The organism is Erwinia psidii (assembly GCF_003846135.1).
Classification (GTDB): Bacteria; Pseudomonadota; Gammaproteobacteria; order Enterobacterales; family Enterobacteriaceae; genus Erwinia; species Erwinia psidii.
On the sequence record NZ_RHHM01000018.1, the window covers coordinates 46664 to 71445 of the forward strand.

Sequence of the window (24782 nt, forward strand, 5' to 3'; positions counted from 1 at the left end):
CTGGCGAAAACGCAAGAGTTTGCTATACCCATTAGACTCAGATGGCGAGCTGTGTCTCTGCAATCAGGGAAAAACCAAAGCTCAATTCTGGAGGTTATAAGATGGCGTTACCTGGTGGGCATCCCAAAAGCCGGTTTATGAAGCGTTTTGGATCTTTGGGGCCATATATTCGCGAAGCTAAATGCGGGGAAGACCGCTTTTTCTTTGACTGTCTTGCTGTTTGCGTCAATGTAAAGCCGGCTCCTGAGCTGCGTGAATTTTGGGGCTGGTGGATGGAGCTGGAAGCCCAGGACGACCATTTCACCTATGAATATCACTTTGGGCTATTTGATAAAGCAGGAAACTGGAAGCCTTCGGCAGTCAAAGGGAAAGAAAACAATGCGCGGCTGGAAGAGACGCTGCGTAATTTTCACGGGCGATTGAAAGCCCTGCTGGAAGAGAGCGAAGTGGGGCTGAAGCCCGCAGCAAATTTTGCCGATGAGCCGATTCGGCTGAGCGCCTGAGTGTGATTGAATTCAATCAAGGCTGGCCATTGCCAGCCTTGATTACAGACCCTTCACGAGGGGTAGCGGTATAACAAATCAGAACTGATAGGTGATACCGACCGCAACAACATCGTCGTTGTTGAGAGCGAGCTTGTTGTTATCGCCCAGCTGGTTGATTTTGTAATCAACGTAGGTGTTCATGTTTTTGTTGAAATAGTACGTGGCACCCACATCGATATATTTCACCAGATCGACATCGCCAATGCCTTCAATGTCTTTGCCTTTGGTCTGAACGTAGCCCAGTGATGGACGCAGGCCGAAGTCAAACTGATACTGGGCAACCAGTTCCAGATTCTGTGCTTTGTTGGCCGCGCCAGCAACGTTGACGGACTGATTGTTGATGACAGCCGTGCCGCTGATCGGGGTCATGTTACGTGTTTCGGTATAGATCGCCGCCAGGTAGACGCTGTTGGCATCATACTTCACGCCTGTACCCCATGAGTCCGCTTTATCGCCTTTACCGAATGCTGCGGCCTGCTGGGCGTCAGTACGATCGGAACTGGTGTAAGCGCCGCTAATGCTCACGCCGGAATTACCCAAGGCATAAGCCACCGATGCACCGTAGCCATCGCCATTCTGTCTGCTGGTGGTAGTACGCTGGTTGGCGGTGTCAGCGTCGTTTTTACCCTGGTATTGCAGGGCAAACTTCAGGCCGTCCACCAGGCCAAAGAAGTTGCTGTTACGGTAAGTGGCAACGCCGGTGGCACGCTGGGTCATATAGTTATCTGTACGCGCCGTGCCATTACCACCGAACTCAGGGAGCATATCGGTCCAGGCTTCCACATCGTACAGCACGCCATAGTTACGACCGTAATCTAAGGAACCATAGTCACCGAATTTCAGACCGGCAAAGCCCAGACGGGTTTTGCTGCCGAGGGTGGCATCGCCGTCAGCTTCCGAATGATTCGTACTGAACTGATATTCCCACTGACCATAGCCGGTCATCAGATCGTTAATTTGCGTCTGGCCTTTAAAACCCATACGCATATAAGAGGTGTCGCCATTCATACTGCCATTGTCGCTGAAATAATGAACGCCTTTGACTTTGCCGTAAAAATCCAGTTTGTTACCGTCTTTATTATAAATTTCCGCGGCATGTACGGTGTTGGAGAGGGCCAGTGCGGCGGTAATAATGGCCAGTGCGCTTTTCTTCATTTTGCTATCAATCCCAAGTGAGTAAATTTTTATTGTGTTCTTAAGAATATTCTTAAGTCAGGAATGTTGTACCGCGCAAATATTGCAGATTTATTACAACCGGGTTAGGCGATGATGAACTTTTTATTTGCAGCACTGTCAGTGGATTTTACGCCTTTTCCGCTGCCGCCTGTTGGCTTCCGCAAGCACACCTGATACAAAGACTTCCTTATCTTTTTTTCGTTACGGCAGGAAACAATGAGCAGCAGCCAGACCCTGGTAGTCAAACTGGGGACCAGCGTATTAACCGGCGGATCGCGTCGGCTGAACCGGGCACATATCGTTGAGCTGGTGCGCCAGTGCGCACAGCAACATGCAGCGGGCCACCGGATTGTGATCGTGACCTCTGGCGCAATGGCCGCCGGGCGTGAGCACCTGGGCTACCCGGAACTGCCACCGACCATTGCCTCTAAGCAGCTGCTGGCTGCGGTGGGGCAAAGCCGCTTAATCCAGCTGTGGGAACAGCTGTTTTCTATTTATGGCATCCATATCGGTCAGATGCTGTTAACCCGTGCCGATCTGGAAGATCGTGAGCGTTTCCTTAATGCGCGGGATACGCTGCGGGCGCTGCTGGACAACCATATTGTGCCCGTCATCAATGAAAACGACGCGGTGGCGACGGCGGAAATTAAAGTGGGCGATAATGACAATCTGTCCGCGCTGGCGGCGATTCTGGCGGGTGCAGACAAACTGTTGTTGCTAACCGATCAGGCGGGTTTGTTTACCGCCGATCCACGTAACAACCCGCAGGCGGAGCTGATTCAGGACGTACACGGCATTGACGATGCTCTGCGCGCCCTGGCGGGTGACAGCGTATCCGGTCTGGGAACCGGCGGTATGACCACCAAGTTGCAGGCGGCCGATGTTGCCTGTCGCGCTGGCATTGATACCATTATTGCGGCCGGAAGTCGCGCCGGGGTGATCGGTGATGTGATTGCGAGCACGCCAGTGGGAACCTGCTTCCATGCCATGCAGACGCCGCTTGAAAACCGCAAGCGCTGGATATTTGGTGCGCCGCCGGCGGGCGAAATCACCGTGGATGATGGCGCACTCTCTGCCATTCTGGCGCGTGGCAGTTCGCTGTTGCCTAAAGGTATTCGTGGGATTAGCGGAAATTTTTCACGCGGCGAAGTGATCCGCATCCTTAGCCTGCAAGGCCGCGATGTGGCACACGGCGTCTGCCGCTACAACAGCGATGCCATGCGACTGATTGCCGGGCACCACTCCCAGCAGATCAACGAGATTCTGGGTTATGAATATGGCCCGGTTGCCGTACATCGCGATGATATGATTGTCAGCTAAGGAGCCGGACATAATGCTTGAAGAAATGGGTAAAGCGGCGAAGGCCGCGTCTTATCAGTTGGCTGTGCTGTCTGGCGTGCAGAAAAATCAGGTTCTGCTGACCATCGCGGACCGGCTGGAAACACAGAGTGCGGAGATCCTGTCCGCCAATGAACACGATCTGGCCGACGCCCGTAAAAATGGCATGAGCGAAGCGCTGCTGGATCGCCTGATGCTTAATTCGGCCCGTTTGCAAGGGATTGCGGATGATGTGCGCAAGGTGTGCCAGCTGGCCGATCCGGTTGGGGTGGTAATGGATGGTGGCCAGCTGGATAACGGCCTGCGTATTGAACGCCGTCGCGTCCCGCTGGGGGTGGTGGGGGTTATTTATGAAGCGCGTCCAAACGTGACGGTGGATGTTGCCTCACTGTGCCTGAAAACCGGTAATGCGGCGATCCTTCGTGGTGGGAAAGAGACTTACCGCACTAATGGTGCCACCGTTCGCGTTATTCAGGAGGCGTTAAAGCAGCATGGACTGCCGGCGGCGGCGGTTCAGGCCATTGAAAGCCCGGATCGTGAACTGGTCAGCCAGCTACTGAAACTGGATCGTTATGTGGATATGCTGATCCCGCGGGGGGGCGTCGGCCTGCACAAGTTGTGCCGCGAGCAGTCCACTATTCCGGTGATCACCGGCGGTATAGGGGTCTGCCATACCTTTGTGGATGCGGATATCGACCCTGAAGCAGCGCTGAAGGTGATTGTCAATGCGAAAAAACAACGCCCCAGCGCCTGCAACTCACTGGAAACGCTGCTGGTCCACGCGGCGATTGCTGAACGTTTTCTGCCCGCATTAAGCCAGCGGATGCAACAGGAAGGGATCAGGCTACATGCCGATCCCCGTGCGATGCCACTGTTACAGGATGGCCCGGCAGAGGTGAGTGCGGTAACGGATGAACAGTATCGCGATGAATGGCTGTCGCTGGATCTGAACGTCCGGCTGGTGGACTCGCTTGATGAAGGCATCGCGCATATCCGTGAATATGGTACACAGCATTCTGATGCTATCCTGACCCGCAGTATCCACAACGCCGATCGCTTTGTGAACGAGGTGGATTCTTCAGCGGTTTACGTTAACGCCAGTACCCGCTTTACTGATGGTGCTCAGTTTGGTCTTGGGGCGGAAGTTGCGGTCAGTACGCAAAAACTGCATGCCCGTGGCCCAATGGGACTGGAAGCGTTGACCACCTATAAATGGGTGGCTTTTGGTAACGATACCGCCCGCCGTTAAAGGCGGTTGAAAAAGCCACGGCGGGCGGCTTTTACATAAACCAGGAAGCTGCTGCGGTAGCTTCTTCCTGTAATCTGCGGAGCTTGCTGATGGTCACACTCTCCCAGCTGTTGCCCTTTGCTGCAATCTCGTTAGGCCTGGTCCTTACGCCTGGGCCCAACATGATCTACCTAATCTCACGCTCAATATGTCAGGGTCGGAAGGCGGGTTACCTGTCGCTGGCGGGGGTGGCGCTGGGATTTATTTTCTATATGTGCTGTGCGGCAATGGGCATCACCGCGCTGATTATGGCCGTGCCTGTTGCTTACGAAGCGCTGCGCATAGCGGGTGCACTTTATCTGTTGTATATGGCCTGGCAAGCTGTCTTCGGGGGAAAATCACCTTTTCAGCTTCGCGATTTTCCTGCTCACAGCGCCCGCAAGTTGTTCACTATGGGACTGCTGACTAATCTTCTCAATCCGAAAGCAGCACTGATTTACCTTACCCTGCTGCCACAGTTTATCAGGCCGGGCCAGGGCGGCTTACTGGCGCAATCGTTAACGCTGGGCGTGACGCAAATTGCTATCAGTGTGTTGGTCAATGCGTCGATCGTTTTTGCTGCCGGGACCATTGCCGGGTGGTTAGCTGCACGTTCCGGTTGGCAAACGATGCAGCGCTGGCTGATGGGAACCGTCCTGACCGGACTGGCAATAAGAATGGTATTTGATGGACGTAAATAAGAGGTAGGGCTGATTATTCATCAGGTGCTGGTTTTTCAGATTTGGTTTGAGGTAATTTGTAGCTACGTTGCTACTGTGTCAGAAGGTACTGATGAAAATCACTACCATAAGCAGCCGTTTATTCAACCAGGAACGGTCCAAAGCCAAAAAGGCAGCGGAAACCGGACCGGTTTATATTACGGATCGTGGGAAACCGGCGCATGTTCTTCTGACTTATGAACAGTTCAAGCGGATAACCGGTTCACGCAGAAATATTCTTGATGTGCTTGCTATGCCGGAGTCGGCTGACATTGCGTTTGAACCTGAACGCGAAAACATTATCAGCAGGGAAATGGATTTCTGATGCGTTATTTACTGGATACCCGTGTGGTTTCGGAACTGCGCAAGGCCTGGGACGCCGAAAATTGATGATAACGTTGCCCGCTGGGCAGCGACGGTCGATGCGGGCGATCTGTTTATCTCTGCCATCACCCTGATGGAGATTGAGAGAGGGATCTTAAGCCTGGCCCGCAGGGATTTAGCACAGGCATCGGTATTGCGAAAATGGTTTGAGTGCCAGGTGCAGCCTGAATTCGCGCATCGCTGCCTGCCTGTTGATGCCGATATTGCCCTGCATTGTGCCAGATTGCCTATAGCGGACAAACGTTCTGCAACGGATGCTCTGATAGCCTCAACCGCTTTCTGGCATGACATGATCGTGGTCACCCGTCACACTCAGGATTTTGACGGACTGGGTGTTGAACTGATTAATCCCTGATTTGCCCCCTCATTTGCGTGAAACCGCCTTTTGGCAAACAGCTTTGATGCTGCCAAAACGGTGACAAAAAAAAAGAGCGATCGCCCGGTCCGCAAGGATTTAAATACGGAAATAATACGTCCGGGCTTGAACCGGTGACTGGCATGCGTACAGGACAGGGTTTTCGGTGAGCAATAAAAACGGGCGCACTGAGCGCCCGTTGATTTCACCCGAACAGCTTAACTGACACAGCTGCTGCATTGCCCGCTTTTAATCTGCTGGAAAAAATCATTCCCTTTGTCATCCACCAGAATAAACGCCGGGAAGTTTTCCACGTCAATTTTCCAGATGGCTTCCATTCCCAGTTCCGCGTACTCAACGCATTCGAGGCTTCTGATACTCTGCTGCGCCAGCACCGCTGCCGGTCCGCCGATACTGCCGAGATAGAAACCGCCGTGTTTATGGCAGGCATCGGTCACCTGCTGACTGCGATTGCCTTTCGCCAGCATAATCATGCTGCCACCGTGTGACTGCAACAGATCGACATAAGAATCCATTCGTCCCGCGGTAGTCGGACCGAGAGAGCCGGAAGCATAGCCTTCCGGGGTTTTCGCCGGGCCTGCGTAGTAAACCGGGTGATCCTTCACGTACTGTGGCAGACCTTCACCGTTATCAATGCGCTCTTTCAGTTTGGCGTGCGCAATATCACGCGCCACGATAATGGTGCCGCTCAGTGACAGGCGGGTGGATACCGGGAAGTCGGAAAGCTGGGCAAGGATCTCTTTCATTGGGCGATTCAGGTCAATCTTCACCGCTTCGCCTTCACCGGCCTGACGAAGGCTTTCAGGAATAAATTTGCCTGGGTTGTCTTCCAGTTTTTCAATCCAGATGCCGTCACGGTTAATCTTAGCCTTGATATTACGATCGGCAGAGCAGGACACTCCCATGCCGACCGGGCAGGACGCTCCATGACGTGGCAGACGAACTACCCGAATGTCGTGGGCGAAATATTTGCCACCAAACTGTGCGCCCAGCCCCAGCTTTTGCGCCTCCTGTAGCAATTCCTGCTCCAGCTGAACATCACGAAATGCCTGGCCGTGTTCATTACCCTCCGTAGGCAGACTGTCATAGTAGTGCGTGGAGGCAAGCTTGACGGTTTTCAGCGTGGCCTCTGCTGAAGTACCGCCGATAACAAAGGCAACGTGGTAAGGGGGACAGGCTGCGGTGCCGAGGGTACGCATCTTATCAACCAGATAAGCCTTCAGCTTGCCAGGAGACAGCAGTGCTTTGGTTTCCTGATAGAGGTAGGTTTTATTGGCTGAACCGCCTCCCTTGGCGACGCAGAGAAACTTGTACTCTTCACCGTCGACGCTATAAAGGTCAATCTGTGCAGGCAAATTGGTACCGGTGTTCACCTCTTTGTACATATCCAGCGCGGCGTTTTGTGAATAGCGCAGGTTATCCTCGATATAGGTGTTATAAACGCCCTGCGACAGGGCCGCCTCATCACCGCCACCGGTCCAGACGCGCTGACCTTTCTTACCCATGATGATCGCGGTGCCGGTATCCTGACAGGTTGGCAGAATGCCTTTGGCGGCGATTTCGGAGTTGCGCAGAAATTGCAGTGCGACATATTTATCGTTTTCACTGGCCTGCGGATCATCAAGAATATCAGCCACCTGCTGCTGATGATCCGGGCGCAACATAAATGACGCGTCGTGAAAGGCCTGTTTCGCCAACAGCGTCAGCGCTTCTGGCTCCACTTTCAGCACCGGCTGACCATCAAACTCAGCCATCGAAACATGATCGCGGGTCAGTAGGTAGTAATCGGTATCGTCGTGCGTCAGAGGAAAAGGATTCTGGTAATAAAAAGGTTTATTCGACATCGCTCGCTTACTCCTAAAATGTCACCGCCGGAGGGCTCTCTCCGGCGGTGGTTAATCAGAACATCATTGCCATCCAGGGATAACCAATCACCAGCAGGGCGAGAAGGAAAATGCCCCCGAAGATGGTTCCCAGCCGCCAGTAGTCTTTGGTCGGCAGATAGCCGCTGCCATAGTATATAGGGCTTGGGCCGGTCCCGTATGGTGTAATGATCCCCATAATACCCAGCGAGGTCACCATCAGCAGGCAGAATACTTCCATATTCATACCGGGAATGGTTGACGCGATGGTTAGCATAGCAGGCAGGAGCGCGGTAGTGTGCGCCGTGGTGCTGGCGAACAGGTAGTGCAGCAGATAAAACGCCAGCAGCAGCACAATGGTGGCCATGCCGGGAGAAATACCTGCCATCATCACACCGCCTTCCTTACCCAGCCAGGCGATAAAACCGGTGGTGGAGAGGCCATCTGCCAATGCCACCAGGGTGGCAAACCAGGCGAAGGTATTCCACGCTGCTTTATTGCTGGTGATGTCATTCCATTCCAGTACGCCGGTCCACAGCATCAGCACAATAACCAACAGTGCAGCCAGCGCAGGTTCGATAAAGCCTGTGGCAAAAATCCACATCGTCAGCGCACAACAGACAAACACCAGCAGCAGGATTTCATTACGTGACATGCTGCCGAGTTTTTCCAGCTCACGGCTGGCCCACCGCGGCACTTCATCATTGATTTTTACCTCTGGTGGATATAACCAGTAGGCCAGCAGCGGCATGGTCAGAATCAACAGCACGCCCAGCGGCAGAAAAGCGATAAACCAGCTGCCCCAGGAGATAGTTATTCCCGTGATACTTTTAACCAGGGCCAGAGCGAGCAGGTTGGGCGCCAGCGCTGAAAGAAACATTGAGCTGGTGATACAGGTTGCAGTGATGGCAACCCACATCAAATAAGAGCCGATTTTGCGGGCGCTGGGATCGTTGGGTTTGGAGCCATAAAGCGGCGGCAGGTTGGAGATAATCGGGAAGATGGTTCCCCCGCTTCGCGCCGTGTTGGATGGGGTAAAAGGCGCCAGCAACAGATCGGCCAGGGTTATGGCATAGCCCAGCGTCAGACTGCGATGGCCAAGATGCTTGACCAGAATCAGCGCCAGACGTCGACCAAACTGGGTTTTGTCGTAACCCGCTGCGAACATAAAGGCGCCGAAAATTAACCATACGGTTGCGTTCCCGAAGCCGCTCACCGCCCATTTAAACGACTGGCTCGCCAGCTTAAATTTTGGCTCCGCCAGCTGTTCAGGACTGAATAACAGCCACTGGCTGCACAGCGCGATGGCCACCACGCCGGTCAGGCCAATAACCGCGCCCGGCAGGGGTTCGAAAATCAGGCCAATGATAACGCCAACAAAGACGGCGAAGAAATGCCATGCGTGAGGCTCAAGTCCCTCCGGGACGGGTAAGAGCATGAGTAACAGTGTGACAACAATGGGAAGTGCCAGCATCACCATGCGGTTTTTGCTGCCATCCTTTGTATTGCCCGCCTTTTTCAGCGGCACAGAGAGTGATTTATCAGTCATAGTACAGGCCTGGTAGATTAAGATTCGGTTCAGCGATTGCACCGCCGGTCACTTTTTTCGCTTTGGCCTGTCACGCTTACCGTTCAAACCAGGTGAGTGCGTCCGTCCTGTCATTTATTTGACCGTTTGCGGTAACTTAAATTATTCAGGCTTTATAACTTTTATTAGTGAACGAAGTGACTTACTTTACTTTTTTTTCGTAAAGTGGAATAAGTGAATTTCGGCGAATTAAATTAACTGGATATTTATATTTTGCGCCTTTTGATGGTGGGATATTTGATCAGGATCAAGAAATCACCTTTGTTTATTTCGGATTTAATATAATAAATATCTTACTTATCTGTAAGGTTTGTTTTTTACCTGATTGAATTAAAAAAACTTAAGATTGTTCTTGCTAAAATCCACTAACGATTTCAGGTAAATGCATTCTGGCAGCATCCCGCACTGCGTAAGGCTTTCTGTGGCAGGCGGCAAAGGTAAAAGAAACGTTATATTTCCTGCGTTAAATGTAATTTTTTTATTTTAAAGAGAATTATCTTATGTGTTTTTTACTGTTTATATTGCTTCAATAGTTTTATAACTAATGTAACTGCTTTAGTAATTAAAAATAGGATTATATTGGCGGCACGATCCCGATAAATAATCAGAACTAAAAATAGCGTCGGCAGCCGAATTTAATTTTCTATTTTAAAAATCCCGGAGTTGACAATTATGAGCAATGAATCGCTTATCTTCAGCCCATTTACATTACCTAATGGTATTGAACTGAAAAACCGCCTGCTGATGGCGCCGATGACCACCTGTACCGGTTATTTTGATGGAACCGTCACCGGTGAACTTGTTGAGTATTACCGGGCGCGTGCGGGCAGTATCGGTACTGTTGTCGTGGAATGCTGCTTTATTGATGATCTGGGACTGGCTTTTCCGGGGGCGATTGGCATCGATAACGATGAAAAAATCGCGGGTCTGGCAAAGATCGCGGCGGCAATCCATGGCGAAGGTTCCAAAGCGATTTTGCAAATTTACCACGGTGGCCGCATGGTCGACCCGACATTTATCGGTGGTCGCACGCCCGTGGCACCCAGTGCTTTAGCGGCGCCGCGAGAGGGCGCGGTGACACCCATTGCGCTAACCACGGAAGAGGTGGCAGGCATGGTGCTGAAGTTTGGTGAAGGTGTCCGGCGCGCCATTCAGGCAGGTTTTGATGGCGTGGAGATCCACGGGGCAAACACCTATCTTATCCAGCAGTTTTACTCTCCTGGTTCCAATCAGCGCGATGATGAATGGGGCGGCAGTCGTGATAACCGCGCCAGATTTCCACTGGCGGTTGTCGATATCACCCGACAGATGGTGCGCGAGTATGCTGACGATGCCTTTATTGTTGGCTATCGTTTCTCACCGGAAGAGATAGAAGTTCCCGGTATTTGTTTTGATGACACCATGTGGTTACTGGAAAAACTGGCGGCACGCGGGCTGGATTATCTGCATTTCTCAATGGGTCATGCACTGCGATCGTCGATTGTGGAAACCACCGATCCGACCCCCTTAATCAGTAAATATCTGGCACAGCGCTCACCTGCTCTGGCTGAGATCCCGGTGATGGGCGTGGGTGGGGTGGTGAATGAAGCCGATGCCCTTCAGGCGCTGGCGAGTGGTTACGATTTGGTGGCCGTCGGCCGCGCCTGCATTGCTTATCCCGACTGGGCCGATCGCATTGCCAGCGGTGAACAGCTGACGCTGTTTATCGACAGCACGCAGCGTGAAGCGAAGCAGATCCCTGAACCATTGTGGCGTTTCTCGCTGGTTGAGGCGATGATCCGTGATATGAGCATGGCTGAGGCAAAATTTAAGCCGGGTACCTTTGTTGAAAAAGTGCAGAACGATACTCACACGTTGACCATCGGCGTCCGTCTTGAAACCGATCGTATTGCGGAGATTGAGCTGGCGACCGGACCCGCGGACGATGTCAGTTTTACGACCAGCTTTAGCGAAATATGTCACCGGATCCTCAAAGCCAACAGCCCACATGTGGACGCCATTTCTGGCGCGACCTCACAGAGTGAAGCGGTGAAAAAAGCGGTATCCAAAGCGATGGTAAAATCCAGCAGGGCACGCCAGGCGGAAGAGGGCGGTAGCACTGCCGCAACGGAAGCGTTTGATGTGGTGGTGGTGGGCAGTGGTGGTGCAGGTCTGGCCGCGGCGATCCAGGCCCATGATGAAGGTGCCCGCGTACTGATCGTCGAAAAAATGCCGACCATTGGCGGCAATACGATTAAGGCTTCTGCCGGAATGAACGCAGCAGAAACCCGTTTTCAACGGGTCAAAGGCATTCAGGACAGCAAAGAGCGCTTCTATGCTGAAACGCTGAAAGGCGGTAAAAACAAAAATAATGTCGCGCTGCTGCATCGCTTTGTTGAAAACGCGCCCCAGGCGATCGAATGGCTTGCCAGCCATGGCATCATGTTGAATGACATTACCACCACCGGCGGCATGAGCATCGATCGTACCCACCGGCCAAGAGACGGATCGGCAGTGGGCAGTTATCTGATCAGCGGACTGGTGCGCAATGTGGCCCGTCGCGGTATCACCGTGATGTCCGATACGTCAGTGGTTGAAATTCAGATGCGGGAGGGTGAGGTTAGCGGCGTACTGCTGCTAAATGACGAAAACGAACAGATAAGCATCCGTACCCGCAGTATTATCATGGCGACCGGTGGCTTCAGTGCTAACCACCAGATGGTGGTCAAATACCGCCCGGATCTGGCGGGCTTTGTCACCACCAACCACAAGGGCGCAACCGGAAGCGGTATCGCTTTGCTGGAGAATATCGGGGCGGGGATCGTGGATATGGGCGAGATCCAGATCCACCCAACGGTGGAGCAGAACAGTTCGTACCTGATTTCGGAATCCATTCGCGGTGGCGGTGCTATCCTCATTGATCAGCAGGGCAACCGTTTCTGCAACGAGATGGAAACCCGCGATAAAGTCTCGGCACAGATTATTGCGCTGCCGGAGAAAAACGCCTGGATCATCTTTGATGAAAATGTCCGGGTTAAAAATAAGGCCGCAGATGAGTATATAGCACGGGGATTTGTGGTCAGCGCGGACTCTCCGCGTCAGCTGGCTGAGCGTCTGAGTATCGATCATCACCAGTTCCTGGCCACGCTCGAACGCTACAATGGCTTTGTTGAACAGCAGGATGACACCGAGTTTGGCCGCAAAACGGCGATGCGCAACGCGTTGAAGAATGGCCCGTTCTTTGCCATCCGCATCGCGCCAGGCGTTCATCACACGATGGGCGGCGTGACCACCAATACGGAAACGGCGGTGTTGGATAAGCAGCAACGGGTGATCCCCGGAGCATTTGCTGCCGGAGAAGTGGTGGGGGGGATCCACGGTGGCAACCGTATTGGTGGCAATGCGGTTGCTGATATTATCATCTTCGGCATCCTGGCAGGCCAGCAGGCGGCACGTCGGGCAAAACGTTAAGCCTCCCTCGCGCCCCGTCAGCCAGCGGGGCGCAAAGCAACAGGAGCCAGGCATGTCATCTGAGCGCCGTATTTATGAGTACTCTGCCGTGTTGATGGGGTCCCCTATCCGGCTGAAATTGTTTGAACACAATGAGGCTCTTGCCTCTCAGGTGTTCCGTTTGATCAAAAAATACGAAGACCTGCTGACCGTCAACCGCGCCCGTTCCGAAGTGATGAATATTAATCGGGCGGCGGGTCGCCATGCGGTGGCGGTCAGCGCACCGGTATTTGTGCTGATCAAATGTGCGCTGGCGGCAAGCCTGCTGAAGGACAGCTGCTTTAATCTGACCATTGGTCCACTGGTTAAACGCTGGCGCATTGGATTCCAGGGGGACAGCGTGCCGCCAGCTGATGAGATAGCGGCCCTGTTGCCGCGCACATGGCCACAGCAGGTGGTTCTGGATGAAGCCGCTGGTACGGTGTTCCTGACCCGTTTCGGGATGGAAATTGACCTTGGTGCGATAGCCAAAGGGTTTATTGCTGATCGGGTTCGTGACTATCTGAAATCGCAGGGGGTAGCACAGGGGCTAATCAATCTTGGGGGGAATGTTCAGACGCTGGGATCGCCAGCCGACGGCTGGTCTGTCGGACTGAAAAAGCCTTTTGCCACCGCCGATGCGTTGGTGGGGGCGATTAGCGTAACAGACAAATCGGTGGTCACGTCAGGGACCTATGAACGTTACTTCGAACAGGATGGACGGCGCTATCACCATATCCTCGATCCCCAAACCGGCTATCCGCTGGACAACGAACTTGACAGCGTTACCATTGTTTCTACTGATTCACTCGACGGCGATATCTGGAGTACATTGGTCTTCGGCGCAGGCGTGAAAAAGGGTTGTGCACTTCTGCGTCAACAACCGGGCATTGAGGCGATATTTGTCACCAGACAACGTGAGGTGATCCTCTCTTCTGCCACGCAGTTCTCTTTTACGCTGCTGGACAACGACTATCGGCTGATTACTGGCAGTACTGTTTAAGCAGCTCGTGATGCTCCGCTTTAAGGCGGTAATGATAGACCGGACGGCCGGTCAGACCGTAGTGCACGCTGGTGAAAAGAATATCAATCTGTGCCAGCCAGATCAGATATTTACGGCAGGACACCCGTGAGATATTGACTGCTCCCGCCAGCTCGTCGGTAGAAAATTCGTTTGTCGGATGTGCATCAATCCACTGACAGAGAGTGCGCAGGGTTTGTGGCGTCAGTCCTTTCGGTAGCTTACGTGCATCGGCAGCCACAGGCGTACCGCCGTGGATCAGTCTGTCCACATCAGCCTGTTCATAATACTGATGCGAACCCATCAGTTTTTTCTTCTCGCGCCAGCCGGTCAGAGCCTCCTCAAAACGGGGGAACTGAAAGGGTTTTATCAGGTAGTCTGCCACGCCGTAATGTATTGATTTCTGGATGGTGGCAGCATCAGCGGCGGATGAAATCACAATCACATCAATCGGACTGATTGTGGCACGCAGAATGGGCAGCAGATCCAGACCGTTATCCTGTTGCAGATAGACATCCAACAGGATCAGGTCGATATGCAGCGAAGGATTATTGATCATCTCTTCAGCCTGACGCAGCGTGGTCGCGTGGCCACAGCACTCAAAGCCCGGTATCTGGCTGACATAGATGCGGTTAAGCTCTGCGACCATCGCATCGTCGTCAACGATTAATACATTAATCACGAATCTTTCCTTTCACTGTCCCAGGGTAACTGAACAAAAAATTGGGTAAACACACCCGGCTCGGATTCCACGGTAATACTGCCGCCAAGCTGTTCCACTTGCTGTTGGGCCAGGGTTAACCCAACGCCGTGCTCACCCCCTTTGGTGGAAAATCCCTTTTGAAAAATCGCCTGAATATGTTCAGGGGCAATGCCGGGGCCGTCGTCACTGACTTCGCAGCCCAGCCAGCCGTTCTGATAATGCAACAGTACGCTCACTTCGCCGCCGGATTGCTCTGACAGCGCCTCAAGAGCGTTCTCTATCAGGTTGCCAAGCACGGTAATCAGCCCGGTCACCTGCTGTTCATTTGGATTATCAGGCACCAGGCACTCTTCAGCCAGCGTCAATACGTGGTCGGTTCCCCGTGCACGATCCATCTTGCCCAGCAGAAAGCCTGCGACTACTGGCGATCGGATTTTATGCTGCAAAGCGCCGATCTCCTCCTGATAGTTATTGGCGGTTTGCAGGATGTAATCTTCCAGCTGGCGGTAATTTTTCATATGCAACAGACCAAGGATAACATGCAGCTTATTCATAAATTCATGGGAGCGTTCGCGCAGCGCGTCAACATAGCTGACCATGCCATCCAGCCGCTGCATCAGCAACTGCATTTCGGTTTTGTCGCGGAAGGTACTGATTGCGCCAATCACCTGATTATTGTTACGAACGGGCAGGATATTGCAGAGAAAAAGTCGGCCATAACTGCGGATTTCCCGGTCCTGTACCGGTTTTCCGCTGCGTACCACCTCACCCAGCGTGGCAACCAGCGGTCCTGGCTCCACGCGTTTACCTTGCTGTAGCTCGTCCGCTGACAGCAGCATTTTACGGGCGGCGTGATTAATCAGCGTAACCCGTCCCTGGCTGTCGACGGCAATCACGCCTTCTTTCAGGGATTGCAGCATCGCCTGGCGTTGTATAAACAGTGAGGAAATTTCATAAGGTTCAAGGCCGAACAGAACCTGTTTCAGCATCCTGACCAGAATACCTATCCCCAGGGCGCCAATCGGTGCACTGAATAGCAGGGTCCACAGGACGTTCCAGCGGCTGCGGCTGATTTGATCCGTAACTTTACTGAGGGAAATCCCGACGGAAACCACGCCAATTTGCCGTTGTTTATCGTTATACACCGGCGTGAAAACGCGCATTGCATCGCCCAGCGTGCCGCGGTTTATGGCTGCATTTTCATGTCCTGCCAGGGTGGGATTGATATCGTTTCCGAAAAAACGTGCGCCAATGGTGGCAGGATTGGGATGTGAGTAGCGGATACCGTGCATATCGGTGACCACCACAAACATCAGTCCGTTACGCTGCTGAACACGACCGGCCACTGGCTGGATCAGATTCCGGTCAGGAGGAAGGAGCAGACCGTGTTTTATCACGGGATCATCAGCCAGCGTTCTGGCGACGGCAAAGGCAGCTGCTTTCACTCCGTCACGGGTGAGATTGCTGATATGGACAAAGTACAGCGTATAAACAACCAGTAGCATTGAGACAATCACGCTGCCTACCATCAGCGACACCGAGATACTCAGTTTCATTGGCCGTTTGCGTGCTGTCCCATCCCGTTGCGAGTCAGTCATTATTTTCCCACGGCAAAAGCGCAAAGGGTGATTATCGCTGATGGCGCTCTTTTGATAAAGCAGGCAGATGACAATGGTGACATGAAGGGATGAGTCCTCCACTCTGCTGATTGCACGGAGGGATAACGGTATCGCCAGCAGCGGTTGGTGGAATAACTGACTGTATCTGTCCCGGAATCATGGGCTGCCAGCCCGGCCATGCTGTTACTGCCTGATGTGAACAGCGCAAGGTGTGGTCTGTCCTCCCGGTGGAGTGCAGCGCGAATTACATCCCGTCACCAGCGTATGTTTTACCAGAACCACGAGCACATGGCGCAGCAGTAGATGATTGTAATGGATAGTATTAAAAGTTCGATCGGTTTAATTAGTATCATAATCATCACTGGCAGTTTTGGTTAAGTACTAACTATATCGGTCTGTGTGCCGGAAACTTTAACCTGGAAGTTTGCGCCCGGTTTTTGCTCAACGTAAAAGACAATTCGCCCCCCTCTGGTGCATGTAATCAGGCCGGCAGGAAGACGGCAACGGGCTGAAACAGCGTCGAATCTTTGGCCTGCGTGATGACAGCAGGCGGTATCACGACATCAGCGGCGTGGGCGCGCTACCCGCTCCGGGCCGCTGTCCGCGAGGAGATTATCCCAGGCCCCGGCAAAATATCGTCGGTCTGTTGCATCAGCCGGGGGGCTGCCACGGTGAATATTGAGCTGTCAGAGTGGTCAACGGTCAGATTAACGCACACAATCTGAACCGCATGATGCCACCTGCGGTGGACTGAAGCTTTCGTGGTGCTGGCAACATAAGGATTAGCCTGTCTGTCCCTCGAAAAGCGGTATATGGCGGTCAATGCCGAAAATTTGCCATCCGATTTGCCGTGTCCCCACGTCAAACACGGCGGTTGCAAGGGTGTTTTCATCATCGGGATCCTGTGGCGACAGGCGGCAGATTGGTAGCTCCGCATTGCTTTGATCGGATAAAATGGTTCTGGCCACTTCGGTATTCAACGGATGAGCGCTTTTCAACAGGATTTTCAGTGTTGCCTGCCGTGCCGCAGAACTGTCTGTTATCACCTGTGCTACATTGGCCATTTCAGCATGAATAAGGTGATTGGAATGACCCATCGTGCCTGTCACCTGTACCACCGAACACCCCGCACCCGTAGCCTCGACGCTGAACAGACGGTTATCGCCCATCTGAGCCAGCGTATGGTGAAAGGCACCGGCGCGGACAGGGGAGGTAAGTTGCAGGATTGCTTCATCGAGGGAACTGGCATTGAGCGCGGCGCGGGCCAGTACCTGGCGCGGTAAACCGGCGGGACGGTGCAGTACGCGAATATTGTTTACCGTGTTGACGATCCCCTTCTCATTGACGGAGAAAGTATGCCCGGGTATCGAACCGGGATAAATAAAGCTGAGGAAGGCCGGGCCGTCGTCTGGTGTGATGCTGGCCAGGGCACACTCCTCGCGCAGCTGTGGAAAACCATCTTCGTTATGGGCAATCACCCAGCTTCCCGTCGCGCTGCCACCTGCAATTGTGGAACATCCATCAGAAGTGGAACGGAGCAAATCGCCACGGCAGTTCCACGCAAAGACCTCTTCCAGCGGTGCTTCCAGCCCTTGCGCCATGCCCTGTAGCTCCTGCCAAATCAGCGGGTATTGCCCGATAACCGCCGTGCGCATTGCCTGTATATGATCTGACGCTGACAGGCCGATAACCGTTTGCCATAGCCGGGTTTGCGTCAGTTTTTTATGCCATGCATCACGGCCTGACTCCCCCAGTTGCTGGCCGACAGAGAAAGCAGAACCACGGATGTCAATTTTTTTCATTGTCTGGCCATCAGGTTATATTTATGAAACATGCTGTAAAAACGCATTAAGCCGGGGATTACTGTTGGCCCTGAGAAGTCTGTCCGGGGGGCCATCTTCCGTAATCGTGCCACCGTCAATAAATATCACTCTTGATGCCACATCGCGGGCAAAAGCGATTTCATGCGTGACGATCACCATCGTCATCCCTTCCTCTGCCAGCGAGCGTATCACTTTCAGAACTTCATGACGCAGTTCCGGGTCAAGTGCCGACGTTGGCTCATCAAACAACATCATGCGTGGCTTCACCGCCAGCGCGCGGGCAATGGCCACTCGCTGCTGTTGACCACCAGAAAGCTCGGCAGGGTAGTGGTTTACGCGCTCGCTTAAACCAACGCGATCCAGCAGTGAGAGCGCCAGCAGCCGCGCGGCCTTTTTACTTTGTTTACGCACGCGGATTGGGCCAAACATGACGTTTTCCAGCGCCGTCAGGTGTGGAAAAAGATGAAATTGCTGAAATACCATCCCAGCTTCGCGGCGAATGTCGCATTCATTGGCGTGCGGATCGGTGATATGCATACCCGCCACCAGCAGCGTACCGGATGAAATGTCTTCCAGCTTATTGATACAACGCAACAGGGTGGATTTTCCCGAACCTGATGGGCCAATAATCACCACGACCTCTCCGGCATCAATTTTTAAATTAATATCACGCAGTACCTGGGTCGCACCAAAATGCCTGGAGACTGCATTAAATTCCACCATGCTCATAAAATATGGATCCTTTTCTCCAGTTGTTTTAGCAGTAAACTCAGACATAACGTCACCATCAAATACATCAGTGCTACGGCTGTCCATACTTCCAGTGCCCGAAAGTTTCCGGCAATAATTTCCTGCCCCTGACGGGTTAACTCTGCCACCCCAATAACAATGAAAAGTGAGGTATCTTTAATACTGATAATCCACTGGTTACCCAGTGCCGGGATCATGCGACGTAATGCCAGCGGCATAATAACGTACCATAGTGTACCTCGTTGAGATAATCCCATGGCCATGCTGGCTTCCTTAAATCCTTTGTTGATCGATAAAATCGCACCACGGGTAATTTCTGCAATATAAGCGCCTGAATTAATTACAATGGTGGCAATTGCAGCGGTGATTGGATCAATGCGTGCCGGTAGCGCCATAGGTAAGGCGAAATAAATAAACATCACCTGAACCATTATTGGTGTACCTCGGATAAGTTCGACAAAAATAAGCGAGATGGTTTTTGACAGGCGACCACCAAGTGCACGACAGGTGCCTGCCAACAGGCCAATAATGAAACCACCGAATAAACCAGACAGTGATATTAATAAAGTCATTTCCATGCCCTGAAGTAACAGCGGCAGGGATTCCCATATATATTTTGATTCAACGTTCATATGATAACCAGCGTTGCGGGTTCAGGCCGAGATTATCGGCCTGAAAAGATTATTTTGGCTGTTTGTTAAACCATTTAACATAGATTTTGTTATAGGTGCCATCGCTGTGTAGAGCCTCAAGTGCGGCATTGACTTTCTCAGTCAGGGGGCTGTTTTTTTGCATGGCAAAGCCGTATTGCTGTGGCAGAATGCTGTCTGTCTCGCCGGTTGACTTGACCTTGCCATCCCCGGCCGTTTTAACGTAATAAAGAACGTTTGGAGAGTCGTGCACAACGGCGTCAATATTACCTGCCTGCAAATCAAGATAGGCATTGTCGATATTTGGAAACTCAATATAATTCGCTTTATATTTTTTTTTCATAAAGCTGGCGGCGGCGGTTCCCTGTTTCAGTCCCACTTTTTTACCGGCCAAATCACTGAACCTGGTAATACCGTTATCCACTTTTTTTACCGCAATTAACAGGTCTGCATTGTAATAACCGTTGCTGAAATCGATTACCTGCTTACGGGCGTCAGTAATGGTTATTCCTGCCATTGCCACATCCAGATTGCGCGACTGTAGGCCAGGAATTAAACCACTGAAATCCATTGGGCGTAATTCATAGCTGACATGCATTTTCTTTGCAATGGCATCCCATAAATCGATATCAAAACCGACATATTTGTCGCCTTTTTTAAATTCAAAAGGAACAAAAGCGGTATCGACACCGATCGTTAATTTATCCTGAGCCATTGCGGCAAAACTCGCAGAACAGGCAACCAGTGCCAGGGTGAGCGTTAATTTTTTAAAAAAAGTGGGCATGATAATCCTCGGTGTCAGTGAAATAGCTGGGAATTGTCCTGATAGAATATAAATATTATCTTGCTGATAGCGTTCAGCTGCCCATATAAACATACGGAAAACTGAACGTGACGGGCACCTGTATTGGGTAACACATCATGCCGGAATAATAAAATCCTCACTGTCGGGTACCGACGTCTGTGCGCCGTTCATCATCATTGCAAGAAAACTGTAATAACCATTAATGCCAATCAAATCGACCGCGCCTTTTTCACCCCACAGGGCAATGGCCTGCTGCCAGATGTCGTCGCTGACGTTTTTTTGCTGATGGAGTTGCTGACAGAAATGGTAAACCACCCATTCATCTGCCTGTAAATCTTTCGGCAGACGTTGTTCATTTATTGCCTGCACCGCGCTGGCAGCGATGCCCTTTTCGCGGGCAATCGGTGCATGAATTGCCCATTCCACAGGCTGTGACCAGTGACGGGCAGTCAGCAGAATGGCCAGTTCTGACAGTCGCTGGCCCAGCGCGCTGCGGTAACGCAGATATTCCCCCATGCGCTGCGCATGGGCCATCAGCTCCGGGCTGCGTAGCAGAGGTTCAAAAGGCGGTAATAAAGCGCCACGCGGCCCGTTAATAATCTCTTCAGCCAGCTGACGCTGTTCGGGGTTCCACTGTGATTCTGGCAGCGGCGGTAAACGGTTCATTGCTGATATCCGGCAAGTGTGCGGGTTGTTGCTCTGATGGCCTGAGACAGTGTTTCCACCACAAAATCCAACTGGGGGCGGGTCACAATAAAGGGGGGTGCGATCAGTATATGGTCGCCATATTGCCCGTCAATGGTGCCGCCCATCGGATATACCATCAGCCCGTGTGCCATACAGTATGATTTAATCGCCGCGTGCAACTTCAGTGAGGGATCAAACGGCGTTTTGGTCGCGTTGTCCTGTACCAGTTCAACCCCGGCAAACAGACCCCAACCACGTGTATTGCCGACACAGGGCAGTTCTCCCAGCACCTCACGCAGTGCCCTGTGGAGGTAATCTCCCTGCTGTCGTACCTGCTCCAGCAGGTTATCGCGCTCGATAATTTGCTGTACTGCCAGCGCTGCTGCCGCGGCTGTCGGGTGGCAGATATAGGTGTGTCCATGCTGGAACATCCCGCTACCTGCCTGAAGCGCGGAGACGATTTTTTCACTTACCAGCACTGCGCCAATCGGCTGATAGCCCCCGCCTAATCCTTTGGCAACGGTGACAATATCCGGTATCACGCCATCCTGTTCGAAAGCGTGTAGGGTACCGGTCCGTCCCATGCCACACATCACTTCATCAGCAATATAGAGGATGCCGTATTTGTCGCACAACGCCCGCACACCGCTAAAGTACCCGGGCGTAGGCGGTGTGGCGCCGGTGGTGGCACCCACCACCGTCTCGGCGCAAAAACCAATAATCTTTTCCGGGCCAGCCGTCAGGATCGCCTGTTCCAGCTCATCGAGCAGGCGCTGAGTGTATTGCTGCTGATTTTCATTATCCTGGCGGTCGCGGTATTCATTGCAGGCAGATACACGCACGACATCAATCAGCAGGGGAGCAAACTGGCGACGGCGCCATTCGTTGCCCCCCACCGCCAGCGCGCCCAGGGTATTACCGTGATAACTCTGCTTGCGTGCAATAAAGAGGGTGCGTTCTGGCTGACCCGTTTCAACACAATACTGGCGCGCCAGCTTGAGGGCAGCTTCCACCGCTTCAGACCCGCCGGAAACAAAATAGGCATAGTTGAGATCGCCCGGGGCAGTGCGCGTCAGTTGTTCTGCCAGCTGTTCAACGGTTTCACTGGTGAAAAAACCGGTATGGGCATAGGCCAGCCGATCAATCTGTTTGTGCATCGCTGCCAGTACTTCAGGATGGCCATGTCCCAGGCAGGAGACCGCAGCCCCACCGCAGGCATCAAGGTAACGCCTGCCGCTGGCATCGGTGATATAGCACCCTTCTGCGCTGACCGCGGTGGCTGGTGTGGTACGTAGGCTGCGGTGGATGATCTGACTCATGCTGCTTGCTGCTCCTGAAACGACTGCACAATAGGCTGAAAGCATCTTGCATGATCCATTTGGATCTCGTCAATTAAAATAAGATTCATGTGTATTGTTTTTTCTTATGACAGAAACAAATGAATCTTTCAGGATTTGCTGCGGGTAACATAAGCACCTGAATCAATCAGATAGTGTTCTGCATTGTCAATTTTGCTGACGGCATCCCGGCCATGACGCGCCACCAGCATCGCCAGCAGACATTCCGCCAGCCCCATGCCAGACACCACGGAAGGAAAGAATGATGGGCTGTCGACGGAGAACAGTAAGGTGCAGTGGGCGGACTGCGCCAGAGGAGAAACGGGCGAATCGGTAATGGCGACAATATGTGCGCCGGCTTTCAGCGCGGCATCCAGTACGGCCAGCGACTCACGGGAATAAGGTGCAAAGCTGGTCAGCAAAACACAATCGGCGGGGGTGAATTCACGGGTGAACACTTCGATATTGCTGGCCAGACCATCAATGAGCGTGACCTGGCGGTTGAACAGACGATATACATAAAACAGCGACCAGGCTACAGGGAAGCTGGCCCGGAAACCGCCAATATAGACATTGGTCGCCTCATCCAGCAGCGTGACAGCCTGCTGCATTTTTTCCTGATTTTCTGTCTGAGTGAACGCCAGATTGGTTTGGTGTGCCTGAAAAACCTCACGGTACAATTCAGGCTGGGTTCCTTTAGCAATCAGTTTTTCTGCTCTGGATACATAGGTATCATTTCGCAGTCCAATATCGTCAATCAGTGCGCTTTTTAACTCTGCCCAGCCCTGATAGCCCAGGCGCTGCGCCAGTCGCAGCAATGTGGCGGGTTTGATGTCACCTTCTGCGGCAAACGCGCGCATTGACTGCACCACCAGTTGATTGGCGTGTTGCAGGGAGAATTCGGCGGCCCGCTGTAATTCTGGCGAGAGTGAGCTGAACTGACTGACAATTTTTTCTCTAAGATTCATATCGTTACAGGTCTTGTTTGCGGCTAAAAGCGTAGCGGCAGTGGTATTGTCGGTAGCCTGATATAAACACATTCATACGCAATAGAAAAATCCGCACTGCATTGCGTCCTGGTGAGTTGCAGGACAGGGGATTATTATCAGGCATTCTGCCTTTGCTGCGGCGATTTTCCTGCCTGTTGCTGGTCGCGGTGATTAAAAAGATCGGCCAGGATCGTGCTGGGGATGATCGTCTGGAGAAGTAGTGTCGCAGTTTATTTTATCTTTTAACTATATGATTTATAACCAGAAAATAAAGTTCTGATACGTTGTTTTTGTCCGCTGCGTTTTGGTCTTTATATCGGGACGGTGGCCCTGAGGTCTCCCCATAAATCATCACCCTGTTTCGCCAGGTTCTGGGGAATGGCTAAAAACGCTACTCAGTACCCTTAGAATTAATATTAACGGGAAGTGTCGTGAGATATTCTCCGCTAATTTCAGATACGGGATAATACGCCGTGATTAAATACGGTTAGCCATCTGCCTCAGATGTAATCCTTTATTTTCAGCGTGATAACCAGCAGGCCCACGATTGTGCTCAGCGTCGCCAGCAGGCTCAGAACCAGCATTCTTCCGGTGGAATGACCGTAACAGGCACAGAGAACGAACCCGAAGCGCTCGCTTTTTTCATAAAACTTCCTGTATCGCGGTCTGGCGCGTTTACATTATTTTCCGTACGCCTCACGGAGAAAAACGCTTTGCCTGTCCGTATGGTTGTGCAGGCTGTTCTTACAACGATGGTGTGAACTGTTTTGTCTGAGTGTACATTTCGTGTTCGGTACCGGACCTGTCTCAGGCCTGATTCGGGTTGATAATGCCCGGTTCTGATAAGGTGTGCATCGATGCCGCTACACAAGAATCACCTGAACATCCTGGTGCTGGAGCCTGCTGATCACCCCGGCATCCGCATCTTTACCGGTAATCAGCACATCAATCTGCTCGCTGCGGCTGAACAACATGCCGGCACGCTGGCCCACTTTACTGCTGTCCACCAGCACCACCAGCTTACCCACATAGTTCAGCATCTTTTGCTCAGCCATCGCGGTCAGCATATCGGTTTTATACAAGCCGTCCTGAGTCAGCCCCGCACCGCCGGTAAACATCCAGTGACCGGCATACAGACTCGCGTCACCATCCGGTGGGGCAAGCGTAATTGCCTGGCTTTGATGATACTGGCCACCCATGATCACCACGCTGTCATGTTCCTGTTCGATGAGATAATTAGCCAGAGGCAGATAGTTGGTGATCACCTGGATCCCTTTACCACCGATTTCCCGGCCAAGCAGAAAAGCGGTTGAGCCGCAGTTTATCACCACACTTTCGCCCGGTTTGCAGAGCTGAGCAGCGGCTCTGGCAATCCGCGTCTTTTCATCAATATTTTCGGTCTGATGAATATTGAGTGGCGTCCAGCTCTGGTGAGGCAAGGTAACCGCTTCAGCACCATTACGCACCTTACGTAATTTACCCAGTTTATTTAATTTGGTGATATCGCGGCGCGCCGTCGCGGGTGATATGGCAAAACTGTCGATCACTTCGGTGACAGAAATGTGGCCCTGACGTTGTAACAGTTCAAGGATCGCATGGTGGCGTTGTAGTTCTGTCATGGTGACTCCGCATGAAATGAGCATTTATTATGATTATAGTTGAGCAAAAAAATCAT

At 52.4% G+C, this 24782-nt stretch carries 21 protein-coding genes and 1 pseudogene; 8 read left to right on the forward strand and 14 right to left on the reverse strand.

What is annotated here, in order from left to right; translation table 11 throughout:
- The first annotated feature begins 101 nt into the window (after window positions 1-101).
- Window positions 102-503 carry a sigma factor-binding protein Crl gene (gene crl, locus EB241_RS18665; protein WP_124234636.1) on the forward strand — a complete coding sequence of 134 codons (402 nt, stop codon included), beginning with the start codon at window positions 102-104 and terminating at the stop codon, window positions 501-503.
- Between the two features lie 78 nt (window positions 504-581).
- On the opposite strand, the gene ompC is transcribed toward crl, so the two are convergent.
- Window positions 582-1700 (reverse strand): porin OmpC, encoded by a 1119-nt coding sequence (gene ompC, locus EB241_RS18670; protein WP_124234593.1) that lies wholly within the window; start codon window positions 1698-1700, stop codon window positions 582-584.
- A 237-nt stretch (window positions 1701-1937) separates the two neighbouring features.
- Here ompC and proB point away from each other — a divergent pair, with 237 nt between their 5' ends.
- From proB to EB241_RS18695, 5 genes are all read left to right on the forward strand, one after another.
- Window positions 1938-3041: a glutamate 5-kinase gene (gene proB, locus EB241_RS18675; RefSeq protein WP_124234594.1), complete on the forward strand. Its 1104-nt coding sequence runs from the start codon at window positions 1938-1940 to the stop codon at window positions 3039-3041.
- A 13-nt stretch (window positions 3042-3054) separates the two neighbouring features.
- Window positions 3055-4308, forward strand: a complete 1254-nt coding sequence (gene proA / locus EB241_RS18680) for a glutamate-5-semialdehyde dehydrogenase (RefSeq protein ID WP_124234595.1) — start codon at window positions 3055-3057, stop codon at window positions 4306-4308.
- Between the two features lie 89 nt (window positions 4309-4397).
- Window positions 4398-5027 (forward strand): LysE family translocator, encoded by a 630-nt coding sequence (locus EB241_RS18685; protein ID WP_124234596.1) that lies wholly within the window; start codon window positions 4398-4400, stop codon window positions 5025-5027.
- Between the two features lie 91 nt (window positions 5028-5118).
- Window positions 5119-5370: a type II toxin-antitoxin system Phd/YefM family antitoxin gene (locus EB241_RS18690; RefSeq protein WP_124234597.1), complete on the forward strand. Its 252-nt coding sequence runs from the start codon at window positions 5119-5121 to the stop codon at window positions 5368-5370.
- 21 nt (window positions 5371-5391) lie between these two features.
- The gene (locus tag EB241_RS18695) at window positions 5392-5784 is read left to right on the forward strand and encodes a type II toxin-antitoxin system VapC family toxin (RefSeq protein ID WP_233592649.1); all 393 of its coding nucleotides are present in this window, start codon (window positions 5392-5394) and stop codon (window positions 5782-5784) included.
- Window positions 5785-6002: 218 nt separating this feature from the next.
- Here EB241_RS18695 and fumA read toward each other — a convergent pair whose 3' ends face one another.
- Both fumA and EB241_RS18705 read right to left on the reverse strand, forming a co-directional pair.
- Complete coding sequence (fumA, locus tag EB241_RS18700; RefSeq protein WP_124234598.1) at window positions 6003-7649, reverse strand: class I fumarate hydratase FumA; 1647 nt, start codon at window positions 7647-7649, stop codon at window positions 6003-6005.
- 55 nt (window positions 7650-7704) lie between these two features.
- A complete protein-coding gene (locus EB241_RS18705) occupies window positions 7705-9216 on the reverse strand; it encodes an anion permease (protein WP_124234599.1) in 1512 nt (503 codons plus the stop codon).
- Window positions 9217-9927: 711 nt separating this feature from the next.
- On the opposite strand from EB241_RS18705, the gene EB241_RS18710 reads away from it, so the two are divergent.
- Both EB241_RS18710 and EB241_RS18715 read left to right on the forward strand, forming a co-directional pair.
- Window positions 9928-12705: a flavocytochrome c gene (locus EB241_RS18710; protein WP_124234600.1), complete on the forward strand. Its 2778-nt coding sequence runs from the start codon at window positions 9928-9930 to the stop codon at window positions 12703-12705.
- A 52-nt stretch (window positions 12706-12757) separates the two neighbouring features.
- Window positions 12758-13726: an FAD:protein FMN transferase gene (locus EB241_RS18715; protein ID WP_124234601.1), complete on the forward strand. Its 969-nt coding sequence runs from the start codon at window positions 12758-12760 to the stop codon at window positions 13724-13726.
- Here EB241_RS18715 and dcuR read toward each other — a convergent pair.
- The 11 genes and pseudogenes from dcuR to ulaR form a co-directional block, all read right to left on the reverse strand.
- The gene (gene dcuR / locus EB241_RS18720; RefSeq protein ID WP_124234602.1) at window positions 13707-14426 is read right to left on the reverse strand and encodes a two-component system response regulator DcuR; all 720 of its coding nucleotides are present in this window, start codon (window positions 14424-14426) and stop codon (window positions 13707-13709) included. The genes EB241_RS18715 and dcuR overlap by 20 nt on opposite strands.
- Window positions 14423-16045, reverse strand: coding sequence for a sensor histidine kinase (locus tag EB241_RS18725; protein WP_124234603.1), 1623 nt, complete (start codon window positions 16043-16045; stop codon window positions 14423-14425). The genes dcuR and EB241_RS18725 overlap by 4 nt, the downstream gene beginning before the upstream one ends.
- Window positions 16046-16848: 803 nt before the next feature.
- Window positions 16849-17868, reverse strand: a complete 1020-nt coding sequence (locus EB241_RS18730; protein ID WP_124234604.1) for a C45 family autoproteolytic acyltransferase/hydolase — start codon at window positions 17866-17868, stop codon at window positions 16849-16851.
- Between the two features lie 21 nt (window positions 17869-17889).
- A complete protein-coding gene (glnQ, locus tag EB241_RS18735) occupies window positions 17890-18612 on the reverse strand; it encodes a glutamine ABC transporter ATP-binding protein GlnQ (protein ID WP_233592650.1) in 723 nt (240 codons plus the stop codon).
- 2 nt (window positions 18613-18614) lie between these two features.
- Complete coding sequence (glnP, locus tag EB241_RS18740; RefSeq protein ID WP_124234606.1) at window positions 18615-19271, reverse strand: glutamine ABC transporter permease GlnP; 657 nt, start codon at window positions 19269-19271, stop codon at window positions 18615-18617.
- 49 nt (window positions 19272-19320) lie between these two features.
- A complete protein-coding gene (gene glnH / locus EB241_RS18745; RefSeq protein WP_124234607.1) occupies window positions 19321-20073 on the reverse strand; it encodes a glutamine ABC transporter substrate-binding protein GlnH in 753 nt (250 codons plus the stop codon).
- A 135-nt stretch (window positions 20074-20208) separates the two neighbouring features.
- A complete protein-coding gene (locus EB241_RS18750; protein WP_124234608.1) occupies window positions 20209-20760 on the reverse strand; it encodes a carboxymuconolactone decarboxylase family protein in 552 nt (183 codons plus the stop codon).
- Complete coding sequence (locus EB241_RS18755) at window positions 20757-22100, reverse strand: aspartate aminotransferase family protein (RefSeq protein ID WP_124234609.1); 1344 nt, start codon at window positions 22098-22100, stop codon at window positions 20757-20759. The genes EB241_RS18750 and EB241_RS18755 overlap by 4 nt, the downstream gene beginning before the upstream one ends.
- A gap of 128 nt (window positions 22101-22228) precedes the next feature.
- A complete protein-coding gene (locus EB241_RS18760; RefSeq protein ID WP_124234610.1) occupies window positions 22229-23086 on the reverse strand; it encodes a MurR/RpiR family transcriptional regulator in 858 nt (285 codons plus the stop codon).
- Between the two features lie 364 nt (window positions 23087-23450).
- Window positions 23451-23751 (reverse strand): annotated as a pseudogene (locus EB241_RS21650) (IS4 family transposase); the annotation flags it as partial.
- Between the two features lie 219 nt (window positions 23752-23970).
- Complete coding sequence (ulaR, locus tag EB241_RS18765) at window positions 23971-24726, reverse strand: HTH-type transcriptional regulator UlaR (RefSeq protein ID WP_124234611.1); 756 nt, start codon at window positions 24724-24726, stop codon at window positions 23971-23973.
- Window positions 24727-24782 lie beyond the last annotated feature (56 nt).